This is a genomic window from Cellulosilyticum sp. WCF-2, from assembly GCF_003990395.1.
GTDB lineage: Bacteria > Bacillota > Clostridia > Lachnospirales > Cellulosilyticaceae > Cellulosilyticum > Cellulosilyticum lentocellum.
Genome location: NZ_CP034675.1, coordinates 3,347,613 through 3,363,499 on the forward strand (window position 1 = coordinate 3,347,613; position 15,887 = coordinate 3,363,499).

At 34.9% G+C, this 15,887-nt stretch carries 14 protein-coding genes; 1 reads left to right on the plus strand and 13 read right to left on the minus strand.

Annotated elements, in window-relative coordinates; all coding sequences use genetic code 11:
- Positions 1–865: 865 nt before the first annotated feature.
- The 4 genes from EKH84_RS15025 to EKH84_RS15035 form a co-directional block, all read right to left on the minus strand.
- Entirely contained in the window at positions 866–1,312 is a 447-nt protein-coding gene (locus EKH84_RS15025) for a hypothetical protein (protein ID WP_127066917.1), read from the minus strand.
- A gap of 33 nt (positions 1,313–1,345) precedes the next feature.
- Complete coding sequence (locus tag EKH84_RS22120; protein WP_190283342.1) at positions 1,346–1,483, minus strand: hypothetical protein; 138 nt, start codon at positions 1,481–1,483, stop codon at positions 1,346–1,348.
- Between the two features lie 232 nt (positions 1,484–1,715).
- Positions 1,716–2,195, minus strand: coding sequence for an SUKH-3 domain-containing protein (locus tag EKH84_RS15030; RefSeq protein ID WP_127066918.1), 480 nt, complete (start codon positions 2,193–2,195; stop codon positions 1,716–1,718).
- 35 nt (positions 2,196–2,230) lie between these two features.
- Positions 2,231–5,512, minus strand: a complete 3,282-nt coding sequence (locus EKH84_RS15035; RefSeq protein WP_127066919.1) for a hypothetical protein — start codon at positions 5,510–5,512, stop codon at positions 2,231–2,233.
- Between the two features lie 151 nt (positions 5,513–5,663).
- Between EKH84_RS15035 and EKH84_RS15040 the strand changes: the two genes are divergently transcribed.
- A protein-coding gene (locus EKH84_RS15040; RefSeq protein WP_243118602.1) for an IS3 family transposase occupies positions 5,664–6,805 on the plus strand; the annotation gives its coding sequence in 2 pieces (ribosomal slippage) (positions 5,664–5,913 and positions 5,913–6,805; 1,143 coding nt in all).
- A 43-nt stretch (positions 6,806–6,848) separates the two neighbouring features.
- Here the strand turns inward: EKH84_RS15040 and EKH84_RS15045 are convergent.
- The 9 genes from EKH84_RS15045 to hisZ all read right to left on the minus strand — a co-directional run bounded on the left by EKH84_RS15045 (position 6,849) and on the right by hisZ (position 15,846).
- Complete coding sequence (locus EKH84_RS15045; RefSeq protein ID WP_127066920.1) at positions 6,849–7,997, minus strand: cellulose binding domain-containing protein; 1,149 nt, start codon at positions 7,995–7,997, stop codon at positions 6,849–6,851.
- A gap of 405 nt (positions 7,998–8,402) precedes the next feature.
- Positions 8,403–9,119, minus strand: a complete 717-nt coding sequence (hisA, locus tag EKH84_RS15050) for a 1-(5-phosphoribosyl)-5-[(5-phosphoribosylamino)methylideneamino]imidazole-4-carboxamide isomerase (RefSeq protein WP_127066921.1) — start codon at positions 9,117–9,119, stop codon at positions 8,403–8,405.
- Positions 9,116–9,748, minus strand: coding sequence for an imidazole glycerol phosphate synthase subunit HisH (hisH, locus tag EKH84_RS15055; protein WP_127066922.1), 633 nt, complete (start codon positions 9,746–9,748; stop codon positions 9,116–9,118). The genes hisA and hisH overlap by 4 nt, the downstream gene beginning before the upstream one ends.
- A 1-nt stretch (position 9,749) precedes the next feature.
- Positions 9,750–10,340, minus strand: coding sequence for an imidazoleglycerol-phosphate dehydratase HisB (gene hisB / locus EKH84_RS15060; RefSeq protein ID WP_127066923.1), 591 nt, complete (start codon positions 10,338–10,340; stop codon positions 9,750–9,752).
- Between the two features lie 100 nt (positions 10,341–10,440).
- On the minus strand, positions 10,441–11,493 hold the full coding sequence (locus tag EKH84_RS15065) for a GNAT family N-acetyltransferase (RefSeq protein ID WP_127066924.1): 1,053 nt from the start codon (positions 11,491–11,493) through the stop codon (positions 10,441–10,443).
- Between the two features lie 97 nt (positions 11,494–11,590).
- On the minus strand, positions 11,591–12,634 hold the full coding sequence (hisC, locus tag EKH84_RS15070) for a histidinol-phosphate transaminase (protein WP_127066925.1): 1,044 nt from the start codon (positions 12,632–12,634) through the stop codon (positions 11,591–11,593).
- The gene (gene hisD / locus EKH84_RS15075) at positions 12,634–13,935 is read right to left on the minus strand and encodes a histidinol dehydrogenase (protein WP_127066926.1); all 1,302 of its coding nucleotides are present in this window, start codon (positions 13,933–13,935) and stop codon (positions 12,634–12,636) included. Before hisD ends, hisC begins: the two co-directional genes overlap by 1 nt.
- On the minus strand, positions 13,932–14,573 hold the full coding sequence (hisG, locus tag EKH84_RS15080) for an ATP phosphoribosyltransferase (protein ID WP_013657489.1): 642 nt from the start codon (positions 14,571–14,573) through the stop codon (positions 13,932–13,934). Before hisG ends, hisD begins: the two co-directional genes overlap by 4 nt.
- Positions 14,574–14,577: 4 nt before the next feature.
- Positions 14,578–15,846 carry an ATP phosphoribosyltransferase regulatory subunit gene (gene hisZ / locus EKH84_RS15085; RefSeq protein ID WP_127066927.1) on the minus strand — a complete coding sequence of 423 codons (1,269 nt, stop codon included), beginning with the start codon at positions 15,844–15,846 and terminating at the stop codon, positions 14,578–14,580.
- Positions 15,847–15,887 lie beyond the last annotated feature (41 nt).

Genomic DNA, 15,887 nt, shown 5'->3' on the forward strand with positions numbered 1-15,887 from the left:
TCTTCCTCCTCTATTTTAATAATGTAATAACCCTCTATATCTTCACCTTTATAAAACCCTCTGAACTCTAAAGAAATGTGAACTACTCAATCATATTATATACTATTGTCAAGTTAATTGAAAATAATTTTAAAATATTTTATTGTTTTTTAGGGATTCGGCTGCTTGACTACATATATATAAGTGTAAAAACAAAATAAATAGCTTCCCACGGCATAATTACCACAGCTTCAACCTGAGGAACTGACCGGGTCAGCCAAGTCTCAATCTATTGTTATAGGTACCTCTGGACTTAAGGAAGATGTTCACTGGTGCGCTGCAAGGAAGGCGCCACTTATAAGTTGTTTTAAATGTTTTTATACGTAGCATTACTAAATAAAGTTTTAAACCAGAGTCTTAAAGCCTTAGTTTCCTATCACAAGGGTGCACCGGCTAAGACGATAAGAGCTCCTCACTCTTCGTTTAAGCTTTTATAACAAATTCCTTTAGCCTCTAAAGTACAGGGTGTACTGAGGAGCAACACCTATGCCCTTTTGTAGGCTATTGGAATCCGTATGTAAAAGCTACTAACGAATAGCTGGAGAAAGTAAAAAGAGCCCAATGATTCATCGAATCATTGGGCTCTTTTTGCTATGTCTATAGAAATTCTTGATTTACCTAGAAATCTCACCAGCATGCATTAAGGTTTGGAACACACACCAAAATTAGTATTCATAGACTTTGTTCACTCAGCTCCACTACCGTCTCAACGTGCCTTTAGGCAATATGAAGAGACTATTTGACGTTAATAAGAAAATGTATCCTCTAGGTTCATTGAGATACCCCACATTTGATATGACGAAACTCCTTCAAAATATATACTTTACTAAAACTCAAATAAATACCTATTCTCTGTTTTATCAAATGTCACCTCTACATCGGGTATTTCAAATCCAAAAGATTTGGCTGCCCAATACATCATAGCTATAGGCAACGCATCTTCTTGAAAATCACATATCGAAAATTGTAGACTTCCTATCTCTATCCATGTTTTATTTCCGTATTTGCTATTTTTTATAATCATTTCTCTAACATATTTTATTCCCTCTATTAACCACTTAATATCTTCTTCCCAAAACACCTCACCTTTAACTAATGGTTGCGGAATAACGGAAAACCAAATTCCATCACAAATTTCCTTACATATATTATTTGAACCTGTGAATGATTTTATTTCTGCAATAATTTTAATATCTATTGCCCAACTACTTTTACAAATACTACATTTTAGTATTTGCAAGTGTTCCGAAGTTCTTCTTTGTTTTATCTCCATATATCTTTCTGCTTCTGATAAACTTCCCCAAGCCTATACACCATCTCCTAAATTTGCCCTGCGAGGTTCAGTTGGCCATGGTAATCCATCCGCAAGTACTCTCTCTGTATCTGCATCATTGTACACTGTATAAACTACTGTTTCACCAATAACAGAGAACCAAAGGTACATGCTTTATCTATTGTTACTTTAACTTCTAGTATATAATACTTTGTTCTATGTCTTCTTCATTTTCATCCAATAAGAATGATACACAACTTAATTTTATCTAAGTTAAATTCAGCTCAAAATTTAATGTCTTACATAAGTAATAAGACCATATGTGAAAACTATTATACTTTTCACATATGGTCTATTGTCATATCACTTATCTTATTAATTGCTTTATTTCACTTTATAATGCCTAGCCCTCAAATACTAAACCCTCAACACCTATTTCTACATAAGGGTAATCATCTTTAAATAAGTAATTAAAATAAGATTCAATACCTACTCCTATATAATCTAAGTTATGCAAATCTCCAACATAAATCTTATTTTCATCTGAAACATAAACAACAGCATCATACATACGTCCTATAGGAAAGATAGTATGCCCAATCTTTGATTCGAAAGGTTTTAATAAGAAGTCTTGATTCCATCCAAAATAAATATCAAATTCAAAAGTTGCACCATGGTAACCAATATACTTCTTCCAATCAATGATTTGATTTACACTAAACCCTCCAAATTCCTCTAGAATAGCTATAGCATATGGGTTAAGTGCAAAACCATCTGCTATAAGTAATTCATATTCGTATACTTCTGCACTCTTTATTCCTTCATACCATCCATTATTTCTTAAAATATCCAGTATAAATGGATCAACTAAGTTAATGTTCATAAATTATCTCCTTGCTTCCTGATTTGTTCATTTATTTACCAATATTTCATTCTCACTCCACACTTATCTAATAATGGTTCACATACACTACAAGGCTGTTTAAACATTCCAGTTAGTCCTTTTTTATCCTTCTCTATTCTAAATAAATAAGTAACATATATTTCTGCTCCTTGTAATGACCCTTCTCCCCCATATGCACTAGATAAAACATTTACCTCTGCACATTGGCGATTATACTTATTTACATTTCCTAACTCATCCAATATCTCTTGAATCTCTTCATTATATATACCCTGACTATTATATCCAATTCTATAGTCTCCTGAAGGCATTTTTAGTACAGCAATTGTATTGGGGCATTTACTATTTGATAATATCTTGTCGGCATTCATTTGCTGAAGCTCTTTAGCCACATAGGTAGCTGGATTACCAAGACCACCTCCTACACTATTTAGTTCTTCTTCAAGTTGTTCTATGAGTATATCAATATCCGTATAACCACTAAATTCATCATACTTCTTATCATCTATATTATACTGTTCAAAGGCATTTTCTGCCTTCTTTATATATTTACAAGCTAGGTCTATTTTTTCTACAGCCTTCTTTAAGGATACTCCACCTTTGGCTGCTATGGCAATACTTGCTCCACCTGTTTCTGGGGCAGATGCAACACCAGCTGTAACTTCTCCTGCTCCTTTAATTAGCTGGGCTGCTCCTACAATAGCACTTGCTCCACCAATAATAGAGAATCCAAAGGTACATGCTTTATCTGTCGTTACTTTAACCTCTAGATAGGTAATACTTTGTTCTAATTCTTCTTCATTTTCATCCAATAAGAATAATACAAATGATTTAACTTCATCTAAATCTGGAGTCATCATTTTAAATGCTGCTTTTTTCTTATCTGCTATATCTAATTTTACTTTTCCAGTACTCTTAGCATTAATTAGTTCAGGATGTTCATCAAAATAGCAATCTATAAAACCAATGAATATACCTAAAACTGTATCTAATTCATCCCTATTATCCGCTTTAATATCTTCTATAAAGCTGTCATAGCCTTCAATTACTCCTCTACAGGTTCCCAATACCTCATCCAAATCAATCACTACATCTTCATCTGGATGTTCAAAGGCAATTTCCTCTTCCTCAAAACCAACTAAATCTTTAATATCATCTATTTCTCTTTTAATTTGTTTTGCCTTGTCAGAAAATAGCCATATACCATCAATTAAGCCATAATGTTGCCAAGAATCATTTGAATGATCATAAATATGTGCCTGAGTAGAATTGATGCCATAACCTGTATGACCAATATAGAATTCTTTTTCATTAATGGTCATTTTATACCATAATTCTTTAAAATCATCTATAAAGGGCATTGTATCTTCTTTATCCAGCAAGCCATCATCATCACTATCTACTTCTGTTGGATCTGATAATAAAGGTAATACTCTTTGATCTAATCTATCTGCATAAGGAAAATTCTCACAATCGTAATCATATTTTATGAATATTATGCCCCAAAGATCATTGAGGGTAGGAAGTTCATAACCATCTGCTGTAATTTTAATTAAGTTAGTACCAGTAAATTCATTCCCCCAGTTAACCTCTTCACTATCGGTAAGACCATCTCCGTCAGAGTCGGTACTTCCTCCTTTTATAAGAGGATCGCTTAAGATTACTTCCTCCAAACTATTACTTTTAAGTATCATAAAAGTATCTTGTTCTATTAAATGAGCTAGTACATAGTCAGTAAAACCACTAATATTATCAGTAAAATTCTTTAAGAGTACAAATACACCATCTACTCTAGTAAGCCACCTCTTATAGTTTTGAACTGTCATATCTGGTAAGCTATCATCTGGGGTAGGTATAGTCATTGTTGAAATACTTAAACTGATATTTTTCTGTTTCAATACATCTAGTAATTCAAATACAGTTTTGAAACCATGATAATTAGTAGCACTATATGATTTGTCAGTAATAAGTAACGTGAACTTATTTGCATCTGCTCTAAATGGTAATGTAGTTACATAACCTAAACCTGCTAGAGGCGTTGCAGCTATTTGTCTGTCATATCCTCCATATGCATCAAGAGAGTCTATTAATGAGAATATCTCTTCCTTACTATTTGTAAAGCTTAATTCCCGTTTACCTTCTGCTTCTATTGCTGATATCCCATTTATCATAATGGGATTATAGGATTTAAAGTAATTTACATCCTTTAAGTCTATAATGGAAACTTGTAAATCTATGTTTGGAGCTTCTAGAGTTTCAATAATCTGTTTCATTCCTGTCTTAACAGATTTCATTATACTTTCCATAGTATAGCCTGTTTCTACTACAAATACTAAGTCAACTTTATTTTGTTTAGTATTAAAAGTACCTGAAGTTAAACTACGCGCGTTAGCTGAATTCATAGATGCTTGGTCTATAAATGTACTCGTACTATTGAGACTCATTCTTGTACTTTCTGAGTATGTTTGTATGTTTTCATTTAAAACCCCTATATCTAAAAACCACTTTTCAAGGTCAATGACACAATATGTACCCGTTCCTATCATTTCAGTAACTATGGTTCCGTTATTATCATTATAAGTTGTTGGTACTGGTACTAACATTCCTATTTCTTGATTATAATTAAAAACATAATATCTTTTTAGACCTTGTAATTTGATATCATTAACCTTACTTTCTTCAGTTAGAACTTCTTCTTTTAGCTGAAAATAAAGCGTTCCTTCTTCTATTATTCCTGAAGAATAGTCTATGCTAATAGGGGTTCCAACAATAGCATCATTTCCACTTATAGTATGAGCCTGCTGGCTTGTTGAAACAATAATGTTATCTGCTGCATTGCCTGAGGCAATCATATCAATTGATAATTCATAAGCATTTTCTTCAGTATTAATAAACTTAAGTGCTTCCTCTGAAACTTCTTGCTCAAATGTATATTCATTATCTGGTACACCATTTGTAGCAGATTTAAGTGGATTAAGTCCTATTTTAATCTCATCCCCATCACCTATGGTGTCACCATCTGTATCATATATCAGAGGGTCTGTATGATATTGATTAACTTCATCTCCAGCACTAAGGTTATCCTTATCCGTATCTGCTACTTGAGGATCTGTTCCTAGTTTCTGTTCTACTAAGTTGGTTAATCCGTCTGAATCAAGATCTTCATCTCCATCATTGATGCCATTATGATCGGAGTCTCCTTCTAAAGGATTGGTTCCAAGAGTAAACACTTCATAGCCATCTAGAAGGCCTTCCCCATCAGTATCAGGGTTATTAAGTTCAGTTCCCAATCTCATCTCTAATCCATCAACTAAGCCGTCTTGATCTGTATCTAGATTTTCATCTATCTTATCATAAACGAGTGGATTGGTTGGATCTATATTAAATAAGTAGACACGATTTGATATTAGTGATTATATTAAAGTAGACACAAAAGGAGGTGCCCACATGGCAACTAAACAAACTCGTTATGATGAAGATTTTAAAAAATCAATCGTTGCACTTTATCATAATGGCAAAACTCAGACTTCTCTCTGCCAAGAATATGATATTTCACAGACTTCTCTCGCTAAATGGATTAAACAATATTCTACTGTTGAAACCGATGATGGCAAAGTCCTAACTGCTAAACAAATTAAAGAAATGCAAAAAAGAATGGCTCAACTTGAGGAAGAGAACCTCATATTAAAAAAAGCGATTGCCATATTCACGCCACACTCTCTGAGCGACTAGATGCTGTTTATAAACTACGTTTTCAGCATGATATTAAAACCCTTTGCCGCGTACTTAACGTAAATCGCAGCACTTACTATAAGCACTTCAACTCCGAACCTGCTCCAAGAGTAAGGGAAAACCTAAATATCAAACGTGTCATTCTTCAGATTTATTCTGACTATGATAAATGTCTTGGTGCTTATAAAATCACATATATCCTCAGTCGTGATTATGGTATAAACATCAGCGTGGGACGAGTGTACCGACTGATGCAATCAATGTCTCTTCCTAAAATGTCTACAGATAAACCTTGTAGAGTAAAACATCACAATCAGGGAGAATGCGATAATCACCTCCATCAGGAATTTAACCAAAAGGCTCCAAATCTTGTGTGGGCTAGTGATTTCACTTACATAAAAGTTAATGGTAAATGGTATTATCTTTGCATTGTCATGGACTTGTTTTATAGAAAAATCATTGGTTGGCACATAGCTAGCAACCACGATGTCACCTTAACAATGTCAGCTTTTAATAAGGCTTATAAAAGCCGTCATGTTCAGTATGGACTCATATTTCACTCTGACCAGGGAGCTGAGTATACTGCTTTTGCATTTAGAAATCTCTTAGATTCCTATAATGTTGTGCAGTCATTTTCTAAAAAAGGATACCCTTTCGATAATGCTTGTTGTGAAAGTTTTTTCAAATATCTCAAAAAGAATCGCACCAATCGCAGAAGCTATCATACCCTAGAGGAACTTCGACTAGATATTTTCGAGTACATTGAAAATCTATATAACAATCGTCTTCCCCACGGTGCGATTGGATATAAAACGCCAAATGAGTTAGAAGCAGAATACTGGGATCAGCACGCATAATTATTGATCTCAACAAATTTTTTCGTTACAAATCGTGTCCAAACTATTGACTATACTCCATGGTATCAAACTTATTAACTTCATCCCCATCCAGTAAACCATCTTTATCTGTATCATTATCATAGGGGTTTGTTCCTAATAAAAACTCTTCTTTATTAGGAAGTCCATCCTTATCAAAATCTTCATCTGCATCACTTATATTGTTTCCATCAGAATCTAGAAGTAGTGGGTCTGTCATTAACTCCCAATACTCATAACCATCAGGGATGCTATCCCCATCAGTGTCTGCATTTAAAGGATCTGTTCCTAATATGTTTTCATAGTAATCAGGTAAATCATCATTATCAGAGTCTAACTCATAATCAATCTCTTCTTTCTCTTTAACTGAGCCAATATAGAATAATTTATAATTACTTGGTTCAGCTGTACTATCTTTAAGATTACCTCCACCAAAACCTAAAGTTAGAGTTTGTCCTGGTTCAATATTAGCATTATATCCTTTGTTTTTAATAACATAATGATTACCAGTATGGTCAACTATAGTAGCAGTCCATAAGTTATTAATCTTAGCTTCAAAATCAAAAGCTAAGCTCCAGTCTTCAATAGGTGCTTTAGATTGATTAGTAATACTTATTTCTCCATTGAAGCCACTATTCCAGTTACCGATTAGCTTAAATCCAATAGTGTAATCTACATCACTTGCTACTTGTTCTTCCATATCCAAGCTATATTTACTTGGATTATTAATATTACCATCGCTATTAGCTTGGAATCCAATGGTTACACTGCTTCCTGGCTCAATGTCTTGATTCCAGCCCATATTTTTAATCACATAATTATCATCGTCATATGTTACAATCTGAGCATTCCACATATTAGATATTTCATGTTCAAAATCAAATTTCAACGTCCAATTTTCTAATGGTTTATCACTAGTGTTAGTAAGTACAAATTCCCCATTAAATGCCCCTGTCCATTGATTCGTTACTTTAAATTCTACTTCATAACCATCCCCAACATATTTAGTAGGATTAATTTGTATAGCTCCTGGTGTAGTCGTTTGCGTATCTACAAGTGATGACATAGGTAGTGGTAAGTCATTTGTTATTTGAGCAAATAATTGAGTAGGCATTGATGTCATAGCTAGTGTTAAAGTAAGTAAATAGGCTAAAATTCTTTTTTTGGTTTTCAAATAGCAACTCCCCTTTATAATTATTTCATGAATAATTATAATATTTTATATAGTAAAATTTTGTCTAAAAAAGTAATGTATACTATTTTCTGTAGAATATACTAAATACAAGGACTATTTTGTAGCTATTATTAATAATATGTAAATAAACTATTTTAGGTTTATTTCTCCTAAAATAGTTTTCATTTCAAAGTTATATTCATTTACACATATTACCAAGGTTTATCAGTAATATATAAGATAAATCATTTTGTAATTTAATACAATGTTATTTTTTAATGCTTTACAATACACTCTATAAATAGTGCTTAATTTTTATTATCCTAACCTAAAACATCACAAAAATAGACTAGCTTAGATTATATTTTCTAGCTAGTCTACAGATATTTTTATAATGTTAACTACTTATTTAAAACGTCTTACTGCTTCTTCTAAATCAATGGCTCCAATGTATAAAGCCTTTCCAATAATAGCCCCATGCACATGAATAGCTTCTAATCTCTCTAAATCCTCAATACTAGATACGCCACCTGAAGCAATAATGTCTAATTGGGTTGCTTCAACTAACTTAGCTGTTTCCTCAATATTAGGGCCTTGCATCATACCATCCTTTGCAATATCAGTATAAATCACTGTTTTAACACCCATCGCTTCTAATGCTTTACAAAAGCTAAGTGCAGTGATATCCGTTACTTCTAACCAGCCTTCAATCGCTACTTTACCACCTTTGGCATCTACCCCTACTACAATTTTGTCAGGACCAAAAGTCTCAATAGCTTCTTTAACAAGTGCTTTATTTTTAATAGCAGCACTTCCTAAAATAACCCGATCTACACCTCTATCTAATTGGCATTTAATATCTTCTATGGTGCGAATCCCCCCACCTAATTCAATAGGAATCTCAACTGCTGCTACAATATCACGAACAGCTTTTTCATTGATGCCTTTTCCTTCTTTAGCCCCATCTAAGTCTACGATATGTAAATAATCTCCCCCTAGACTTTCCCATTTCTTCGCCATTTCAGCTGGGCTATTACCGTATATTGTAACTTCATTATAATCGCCTTGAAGTAATCTGACACAATTGCCATCTTTTAAATCAATTGCTGGGTAAAGTTTCATGCTTTCATTCCTCCGAAATTCTTCAGTATTTGAAGTCCTACTAGGCCGCTTTTTTCTGGGTGAAACTGAGTAGCAAAGATATTCTCTTTTTGAGCTGCCACAGCTATACGTTTACCATAGGTTGTATAAGCACTTACTACATCAGCAGGAGTTTCCAAATAATAGGAATGAACAAAGTAAACACTACTGCCTTGTTCTAAACCTGTAAATAAGGGGTCTTTTTTTACAAGCTCTAGATTATTCCAACCCATGTGAGGAATTTTTAAGCTTTCTCCTTTTTCATCTCTCATTTCTTCGGCTGTCATTTTCACGATTTCTCCTGGTAATAGACCTAGCCCTTCATAGGTACCATATTCATAGCTTTTGTCAAATAAAAGCTGCATACCAAGGCAAATGCCCAGTAAAGGAGTCCCTTTTTTCACCACTTCTTTAGTAGCCTCGGCTAAACCACTGATATTTAGTTCTGCAATAGCATCTCTAAAGGCTCCTACCCCTGGTAAAACTACCTTATCTGCTTTTAAAATCATTTCTGGATCCGCTGTAATTTCTGCGTTAAAATCTAAGGCTGCAAAAGCCTTTTTAACACTCTTTAGGTTACCCATGCCATAATCAATAATTGCTATAGTCATTCTACACCTCCAACATGCCTTTGGTAGAAGGCACTCCTTTAATACGAGGATTAAAGCTCATAGCATCTAACATAGCTTTAGCAAAGGCCTTGCACATGCCTTCTATGATATGATGATTGTTTTTACCTCTTATTACTTGAATGTGCAAGTTAATGCCTGCATGAACAGCCACTGCTCTAAAAAATTCTTCTACCATTTCTGTATCAAAATCCCCTAAACGATCAATGGTAAAGGGTGTGTCTACATCCACATAAGGTCTTCCTGAAAGGTCCACGGCGCAAAGTACTAATGCTTCATCCATAGGTACAATGGCATGACCATAACGGTTAATCCCTTCCTTATTTCCAAGTGCTGCTTTAAAAGCCTGCCCTAGTACAATCCCTGTATCTTCTACCGTATGATGACAATCAATTTCGATGTCTCCTATTGCATTTACCTTTAAATCACTTAATGAATGCTTCCCAATGTGAGTAAGCATATGATCAAAGAAGCCAATCCCTGTATGGATGTCTGTTTTTCCTTCTCCATCAATATTTAAGCTGAGCGTAATCTTCGTTTCTGCTGTATCTCTTTTAATCTGGGCACTTCTCATATTTTACCTCCTTTTACTAAAATCTTATTTAAACCACAAGGAACTTGCTAACATCCTGTACCATTTAGGTGATTTGCATTAAGTCGATGCCTTCTTATATTCAAATAGAAGAGCAAATAATCACTACTAATGTAGCAAGTGCCATCACGACATAAATCCCTTTATTCCAATCATAAACTCTTTTGCTACCGAAAGACTCAAACGGATAAATAGGAATCATACGATAAATCAATAAATAGATGCCCACTTGCTTGGCAGCAGAAGCAATCATACCCTGACTCCTACTAAAAACTAAGAAAGCTGTTAGAATAAGTAAAGCTATCCAGCTTACCAAAGCAGTCATTCCCATTGCTTTTCTAAAAGCTTTCGTTTTTTCATAACGCTCAGGATACCAGTTACCAATCATCGGAAACAGTGACCCAATATTAACGAAAACACAAGTTAAAGTCCCCCCACTAGTAAGCCTAAATGTCCAATGACGCTCTGATGAGCATCTAGTACCTATAAATTCTGTAGTCGTAGTCAATAGCAATAGCATAAGATAGACAACCAAAATTGTTATGTCATATTTTAACCCACGTAGCGAGGTAACACTAAACAACAAGGCATTGATTAAAAAAAAGGCTAAAAGCTGTTTAATGCTATTAGGCGTACTAACTACATTTTCCTGATTTTTTGTTGCCACATAATAATCCATACCAATAGCAAAACAAAATGGGGTAGTAAAATATTGTTTTAGTGCACCTAAAAATCCAAATTGCTTAGCAAGGTTCACAAAACTTGTTCTAGCAAAACCATTTTTTTCGAATAACCCCCAAGACCCTACATTATCATCCTTCACCAGTGCAGTCAGTGCGTCACATCCCTGCTCCCATAAATACTCGGTAGCACCTTTATAAAGCACATTCCCAATTCCTTGATTGTGATAATCACGGTCTACAAAAGCATAATCTACATAGCCAATTTTTCTGCCACCAGCTTTTATAAATTTGTATAGAATAGCCCCTGCAATTTTTCCATCTTTTACAGCAACTAAGGCCTGTTTTGGTTTTGCTACCCATAAGCTTTCTAGCCCAGTAAAAGCTTTTTTACCAATCTTATGAACTGCTTTGGCTTCATCAGCTTGCATTTGACGTATGATGATATTCTCCATTATTTCCCCCCGTATGTGCTTAATATCATAAACAGTCTACGTGTTAAGTCATTAATAAAATGTACTTCATCGTCTCCTTTTAAGTCATCGTCCATCATTATACGAGTACTTTAAGCGCTTCTAAAAGTTTATTATTTTCTTCTGGTGTTCCAGCATTAATGCGATAATAAATGCTGCCATCTATCTTCATCTTACGAATATAAATATGTTTTTCTTCTAAGGCTTCAAAAACACCCTCTGGTAAAGTCAGCCATACAAAGTTAGCTTCTGATGGATAAGGCTTAAGTCCTAAATTCCTTAGTCCTTGTTCTAACATCTTTCTATTATCTACAATGCGCCTTGCATTTACTAAAAAGATGTCACGGTGCTCTATAGCCCATGTTCCTATAGCTTGCGAGAAAATATTCACATTATAAGGTGGTCTAACTGTGTTAATCAGGTTAATCACAGCTTCACAAGCAATGCCATACCCCACTCTGGCCCCAGCTAAGGCATAAGCTTTAGAAAAGGTTTTTAAAACGATAAGATTGTCATAATCATTCACATAAGGAATCATCGAAATTTCTTTTTCACTAAACTCGGCATAAGCTTCATCTACCACTACAAGCCCTTTTGCTACTTCTAAAATACTTCTTATTTCATCTCTAGTAAAAATACAGCCCGTTGGATTGTTAGGATTGCAAAGAAAAATGACTTTAGGCTGCTCCTTGCATACCACTTCTTTAATAGCCGTCACATCATATGTAAAATCTGATTTCAAAGGTACTTTAATCATTTGCCCACTATTGAGCTGAGTAAACTGACTATACATACTAAAGGAGGGATAAGGCATCAATACCTTGTCACCATCTTCTAAAGTACTCCCTAATATACAGTCAATGAGTTCATCTGACCCTACACCACATACCACATTTTCTATCTTTACATCATAGACTTTTGCCACTGCATTTGCTAATTCTAAGCTATCTGTATCGGGGTAACGATTCACTAATAAATCCCCTACACGTTCTTTCATATAAGCCACTAACTCTTCTGGTACGCTATAAGGACTTTCATTAGAATTCAAAATAACCCCTTCTGTCAAATAAGCTGAATGATAAGGTGCCATAGTAGCAAAACGTTCTCTTAAAAATTTAACCATTATTTCACTTCCTCATCTAAACGAACTTGAACTGATAATGCATGAGCAAATAATCTTTCACTTTCTGCAAAACGTACAATTGATTTTCCGATCGGCATTAAGGCTTCTTTTGTAAAAGATAAAATACTGCTTTTTTTAATAAAATCATCTACCCCTAAAGGTGAGAAAAATCTAGCAGTACCATTAGTAGGTAAAACATGATTAGGACCTGCCATATAATCACCTACTGGTTCTGGTGTATAATGGCCTAAGAAAATAGCCCCTGCATTTTTAATACGTGTTAAAACTTCAAAAGGTGCCGTTACTGCTAGTTCTAGGTGTTCTGGTGCAATGGCATTGGCAAGTTCACAGGCACTTTCCATACTAGGCTCAATCACAATGGCACAATAGTTTGCTAAAGAAGCACTTAAAATCTCTTGGCGTGGCATGATTTCATAAAAGCGTACCACTTCTTTTTGTACTTTTTCTGCTAATGCTTTGCTAGTTGTAATAAGCACTGCTGAAGCTAGCTGATCATGCTCTGCTTGTGATAATAAGTCTGCTGCTACGAAGGTAGGGTTAGCACTTTCATCAGCTACGATTAAAATTTCACTAGGCCCTGCAATGGAATCAATATTCACATAACCAAATACTTCTCTTTTGGCTAAAGTCACATAAATATTGCCTGGCCCTACTATTTTGTCCACCTTTGGAATCGTCTCAGTTCCAAAAGCGAGGGCGGCTATGGCTTGTGCCCCTCCAATTTTATAAACTTCTGTCACCCCTGCAATATAAGCAGCTGCTAACACTTCCTGAGTTAACTGACCATCCTTAGAAGCGGGTGTTACCATCACAATACGCTCTACGCCAGCTACCTTTGCAGGAATCACATTCATTAATACAGAAGAAGGATAAGCCGCCTTGCCTCCTGGTACATATACGCCTACTTTTTCTAGAGGTGTGACGCGTTGGCCTAATATTTCACCATTTTCTTTCACATCAATCCATGTGTTTTGTTTTTGCTTTTGATGGAAGCTTTCAATACGCGCTGCTGAAAGTGTAATGGCTTCTTGAAGCTCAGGTTCTAAGGTATCATAAGCAGCTTTCATATCTTCTACACTTACCTTGACATTACCTGCATGAATCTCTGGGCAGTCCCACATGGCTGTATATTCGAAAAGAGCAGTATCTTTTTCACTACGTACACGATCTACTATTTTTTTAGCAGCTAAAGCATATTCCCCTGTATCCATATTGCCTCTTACTTCAAGTTTCTTCAAAAAAGCTTCTTTTGCTTCTATGGTTTCTATGATTTGAATCATTTGCGCTCCTCCATTTTCTTTTCAATATCATTTAATAGACGCCTTATCTCACTATGCTTTACTTTTAAACTAGCCGTATTCACAATACAGCGTGCTGATAAAGGTTCGATATCTTCTAATACAACCAAGCCATTCTCTACCAAAGTTTTACCACTTTCTACAATATCAACAATCACATCTGATAAACCTACAATAGGTCCTAACTCTACTGAGCCATGAAGTTTAATAATTTCTACTGGCCTATTAGTTTTTTCAAAATAGCGCTTAGCAATAGAAGGATACTTTGTGGCAACACGAATGAGACCACCACTTTCTAGAAGTGCTTTTTTCTCTGGCTTACCTGCTACTGCCATTTTACAAGCCCCAAAGCCTAAATCAATCACTTCATAAACTGCTCTGTTTTCTTCTAAAATGGTGTCTTTTCCTACAATGCCTATATCTGCTACACCATAATCTACATAAGTAGGTACATCAGATGCCTTGGATAAAAAGAAACGATACTGACCATCATCACTTGTAAATAAAAGTTTGCGGCTTTCTTCTTCCATCTCTTTGCAGCTAATACCTAATTCCTTTAATACATCCATTGCTTTTTCTGCTAATCTCCCTTTTGCAAGGGCAAAAGTAATTTGATTCATGTAATTACCCCCTCTCATTCTCCACTCTATAGAGTTCGTTAATAGTTGCTTCCTGAACAGTGCCTTCTGCTAAGTTATACACATCTACTTTATTGTAATCTTTGTAATGAAGTATGCCACCCATACCAACTGCTTTAGCATAAGCCTTTGCTTCTTCAATGTTATCTGTAAAACTATTTTCTATCACCATGCCACTTTCACGATGATGATCACTGACTTCATAACAAATCTTTCTTGTTTGTTTATTAGCTACTACTAACGTACATTTACTATATAGTGGTGTAAGAGGTTTTTGCTTAATCAGGCGCTGCAAAATAGCGTTCATATGCATACCAAACCCTACCGCTGGCAAATCTTTTCCAAACTCTTCAAGCAGATGGTCATAACGTCCACCTTCTACAATAGCTGTTCCAATATAAGGTGTGAAAACTTGAAACATCATACCTGTATAATAATTACCATAAGATAATAAGCTGAAATTAAATAAAATAGATTCACTTACACCGTAATCCTCTAGCAGTTCATAGAGCTGCTCCATTTCATCTAAAGCTTTGACTGCTTGAGGGCTATTCATTTTTTTCTTTACACTTCGAAGTAAGTCAATATGACCTGCACACTCAATAAGCTCCAATAATAAAGCTAATGTTTCTTCATCTTTAATAGCCTCTTGTAAAACATCCTTAAGCAGTACAGCATTTTTTTGATCGATGGCTTCATAAACCTTTTCAACTGCTGCTTCTCCTAAACCTAAGTCACTTAAAGTACATTTTAAAAATTGACTACTACCAATGTGAACAGTAAAGTCTGTCACGCCCACTTTCTTTAAAGCGGTAATGGCTAACTTAATGACTTCTGCATCCGCTTCTATACTATTTTTGCCAATCAGTTCTACGCCTGCTTGTGTAAACTCATGAAGCTTTCCTTGATAGCGTTCGGGATATCTAAAACTATTTGTCATGTAAGCATATCTCTTTGGCATCATACTTTCTGCTTTTTGCATCCCAATGACTCTTGCTATAGCCCTGGTCATATCACTGCGAAGTGCCAACATTTCACCTTGTCTATTTACAAATTTATAAAGACTAGGAGATTGAAACCCTGCTTTTTCGGTTGTAAAAACATTTAAGTATTCAAAGGTAGGTGTTTCTACCCAATGGTAACTATAACCTTCAAAAACCTTTTTGACTTGATCTTGAATTTTCCCTTTTAAAGCTGCTTCTTCTCCTGTATAATCCTTTACACCTTCTGGTATATGCAGTGCATAATTCTTCATTGCTTCCCCTCACTTTACTATGATAAAGTAATAAATTAATA

Excerpts from the sequence above, each read along its gene's own strand:
- hisA (WP_127066921.1), bottom strand. The coding sequence starts at position 9,119 with ATGAAACTTTACCCAGCAATTGATTTAAAAGATGGCAATTGTGTCAGA.
- EKH84_RS15025 (WP_127066917.1), bottom strand. The coding sequence starts at position 1,312 with ATGGAGATAAAACAAAGAAGAACTTCGGAACACTTGCAAATACTAAAA.
- EKH84_RS15030 (WP_127066918.1), bottom strand. The coding sequence starts at position 2,195 with ATGAACATTAACTTAGTTGATCCATTTATACTGGATATTTTAAGAAAT.
- hisG (WP_013657489.1), bottom strand. The coding sequence starts at position 14,573 with ATGAATCAAATTACTTTTGCCCTTGCAAAAGGGAGATTAGCAGAAAAA.
- hisC (WP_127066925.1), bottom strand. The coding sequence starts at position 12,634 with ATGGTTAAATTTTTAAGAGAACGTTTTGCTACTATGGCACCTTATCAT.
- hisZ (WP_127066927.1), bottom strand. The coding sequence starts at position 15,846 with ATGAAGAATTATGCACTGCATATACCAGAAGGTGTAAAGGATTATACA.
- hisD (WP_127066926.1), bottom strand. The coding sequence starts at position 13,935 with ATGATTCAAATCATAGAAACCATAGAAGCAAAAGAAGCTTTTTTGAAG.
- hisH (WP_127066922.1), bottom strand. The coding sequence starts at position 9,748 with ATGACTATAGCAATTATTGATTATGGCATGGGTAACCTAAAGAGTGTT.
- EKH84_RS15065 (WP_127066924.1), bottom strand. The coding sequence starts at position 11,493 with ATGGAGAATATCATCATACGTCAAATGCAAGCTGATGAAGCCAAAGCA.
- EKH84_RS15035 (WP_127066919.1), bottom strand. The coding sequence starts at position 5,512 with ATGAGATTGGGAACTGAACTTAATAACCCTGATACTGATGGGGAAGGC.
- EKH84_RS22120 (WP_190283342.1), bottom strand. The coding sequence starts at position 1,483 with ATGTACCTTTGGTTCTCTGTTATTGGTGAAACAGTAGTTTATACAGTG.
- hisB (WP_127066923.1), bottom strand. The coding sequence starts at position 10,340 with ATGAGAAGTGCCCAGATTAAAAGAGATACAGCAGAAACGAAGATTACG.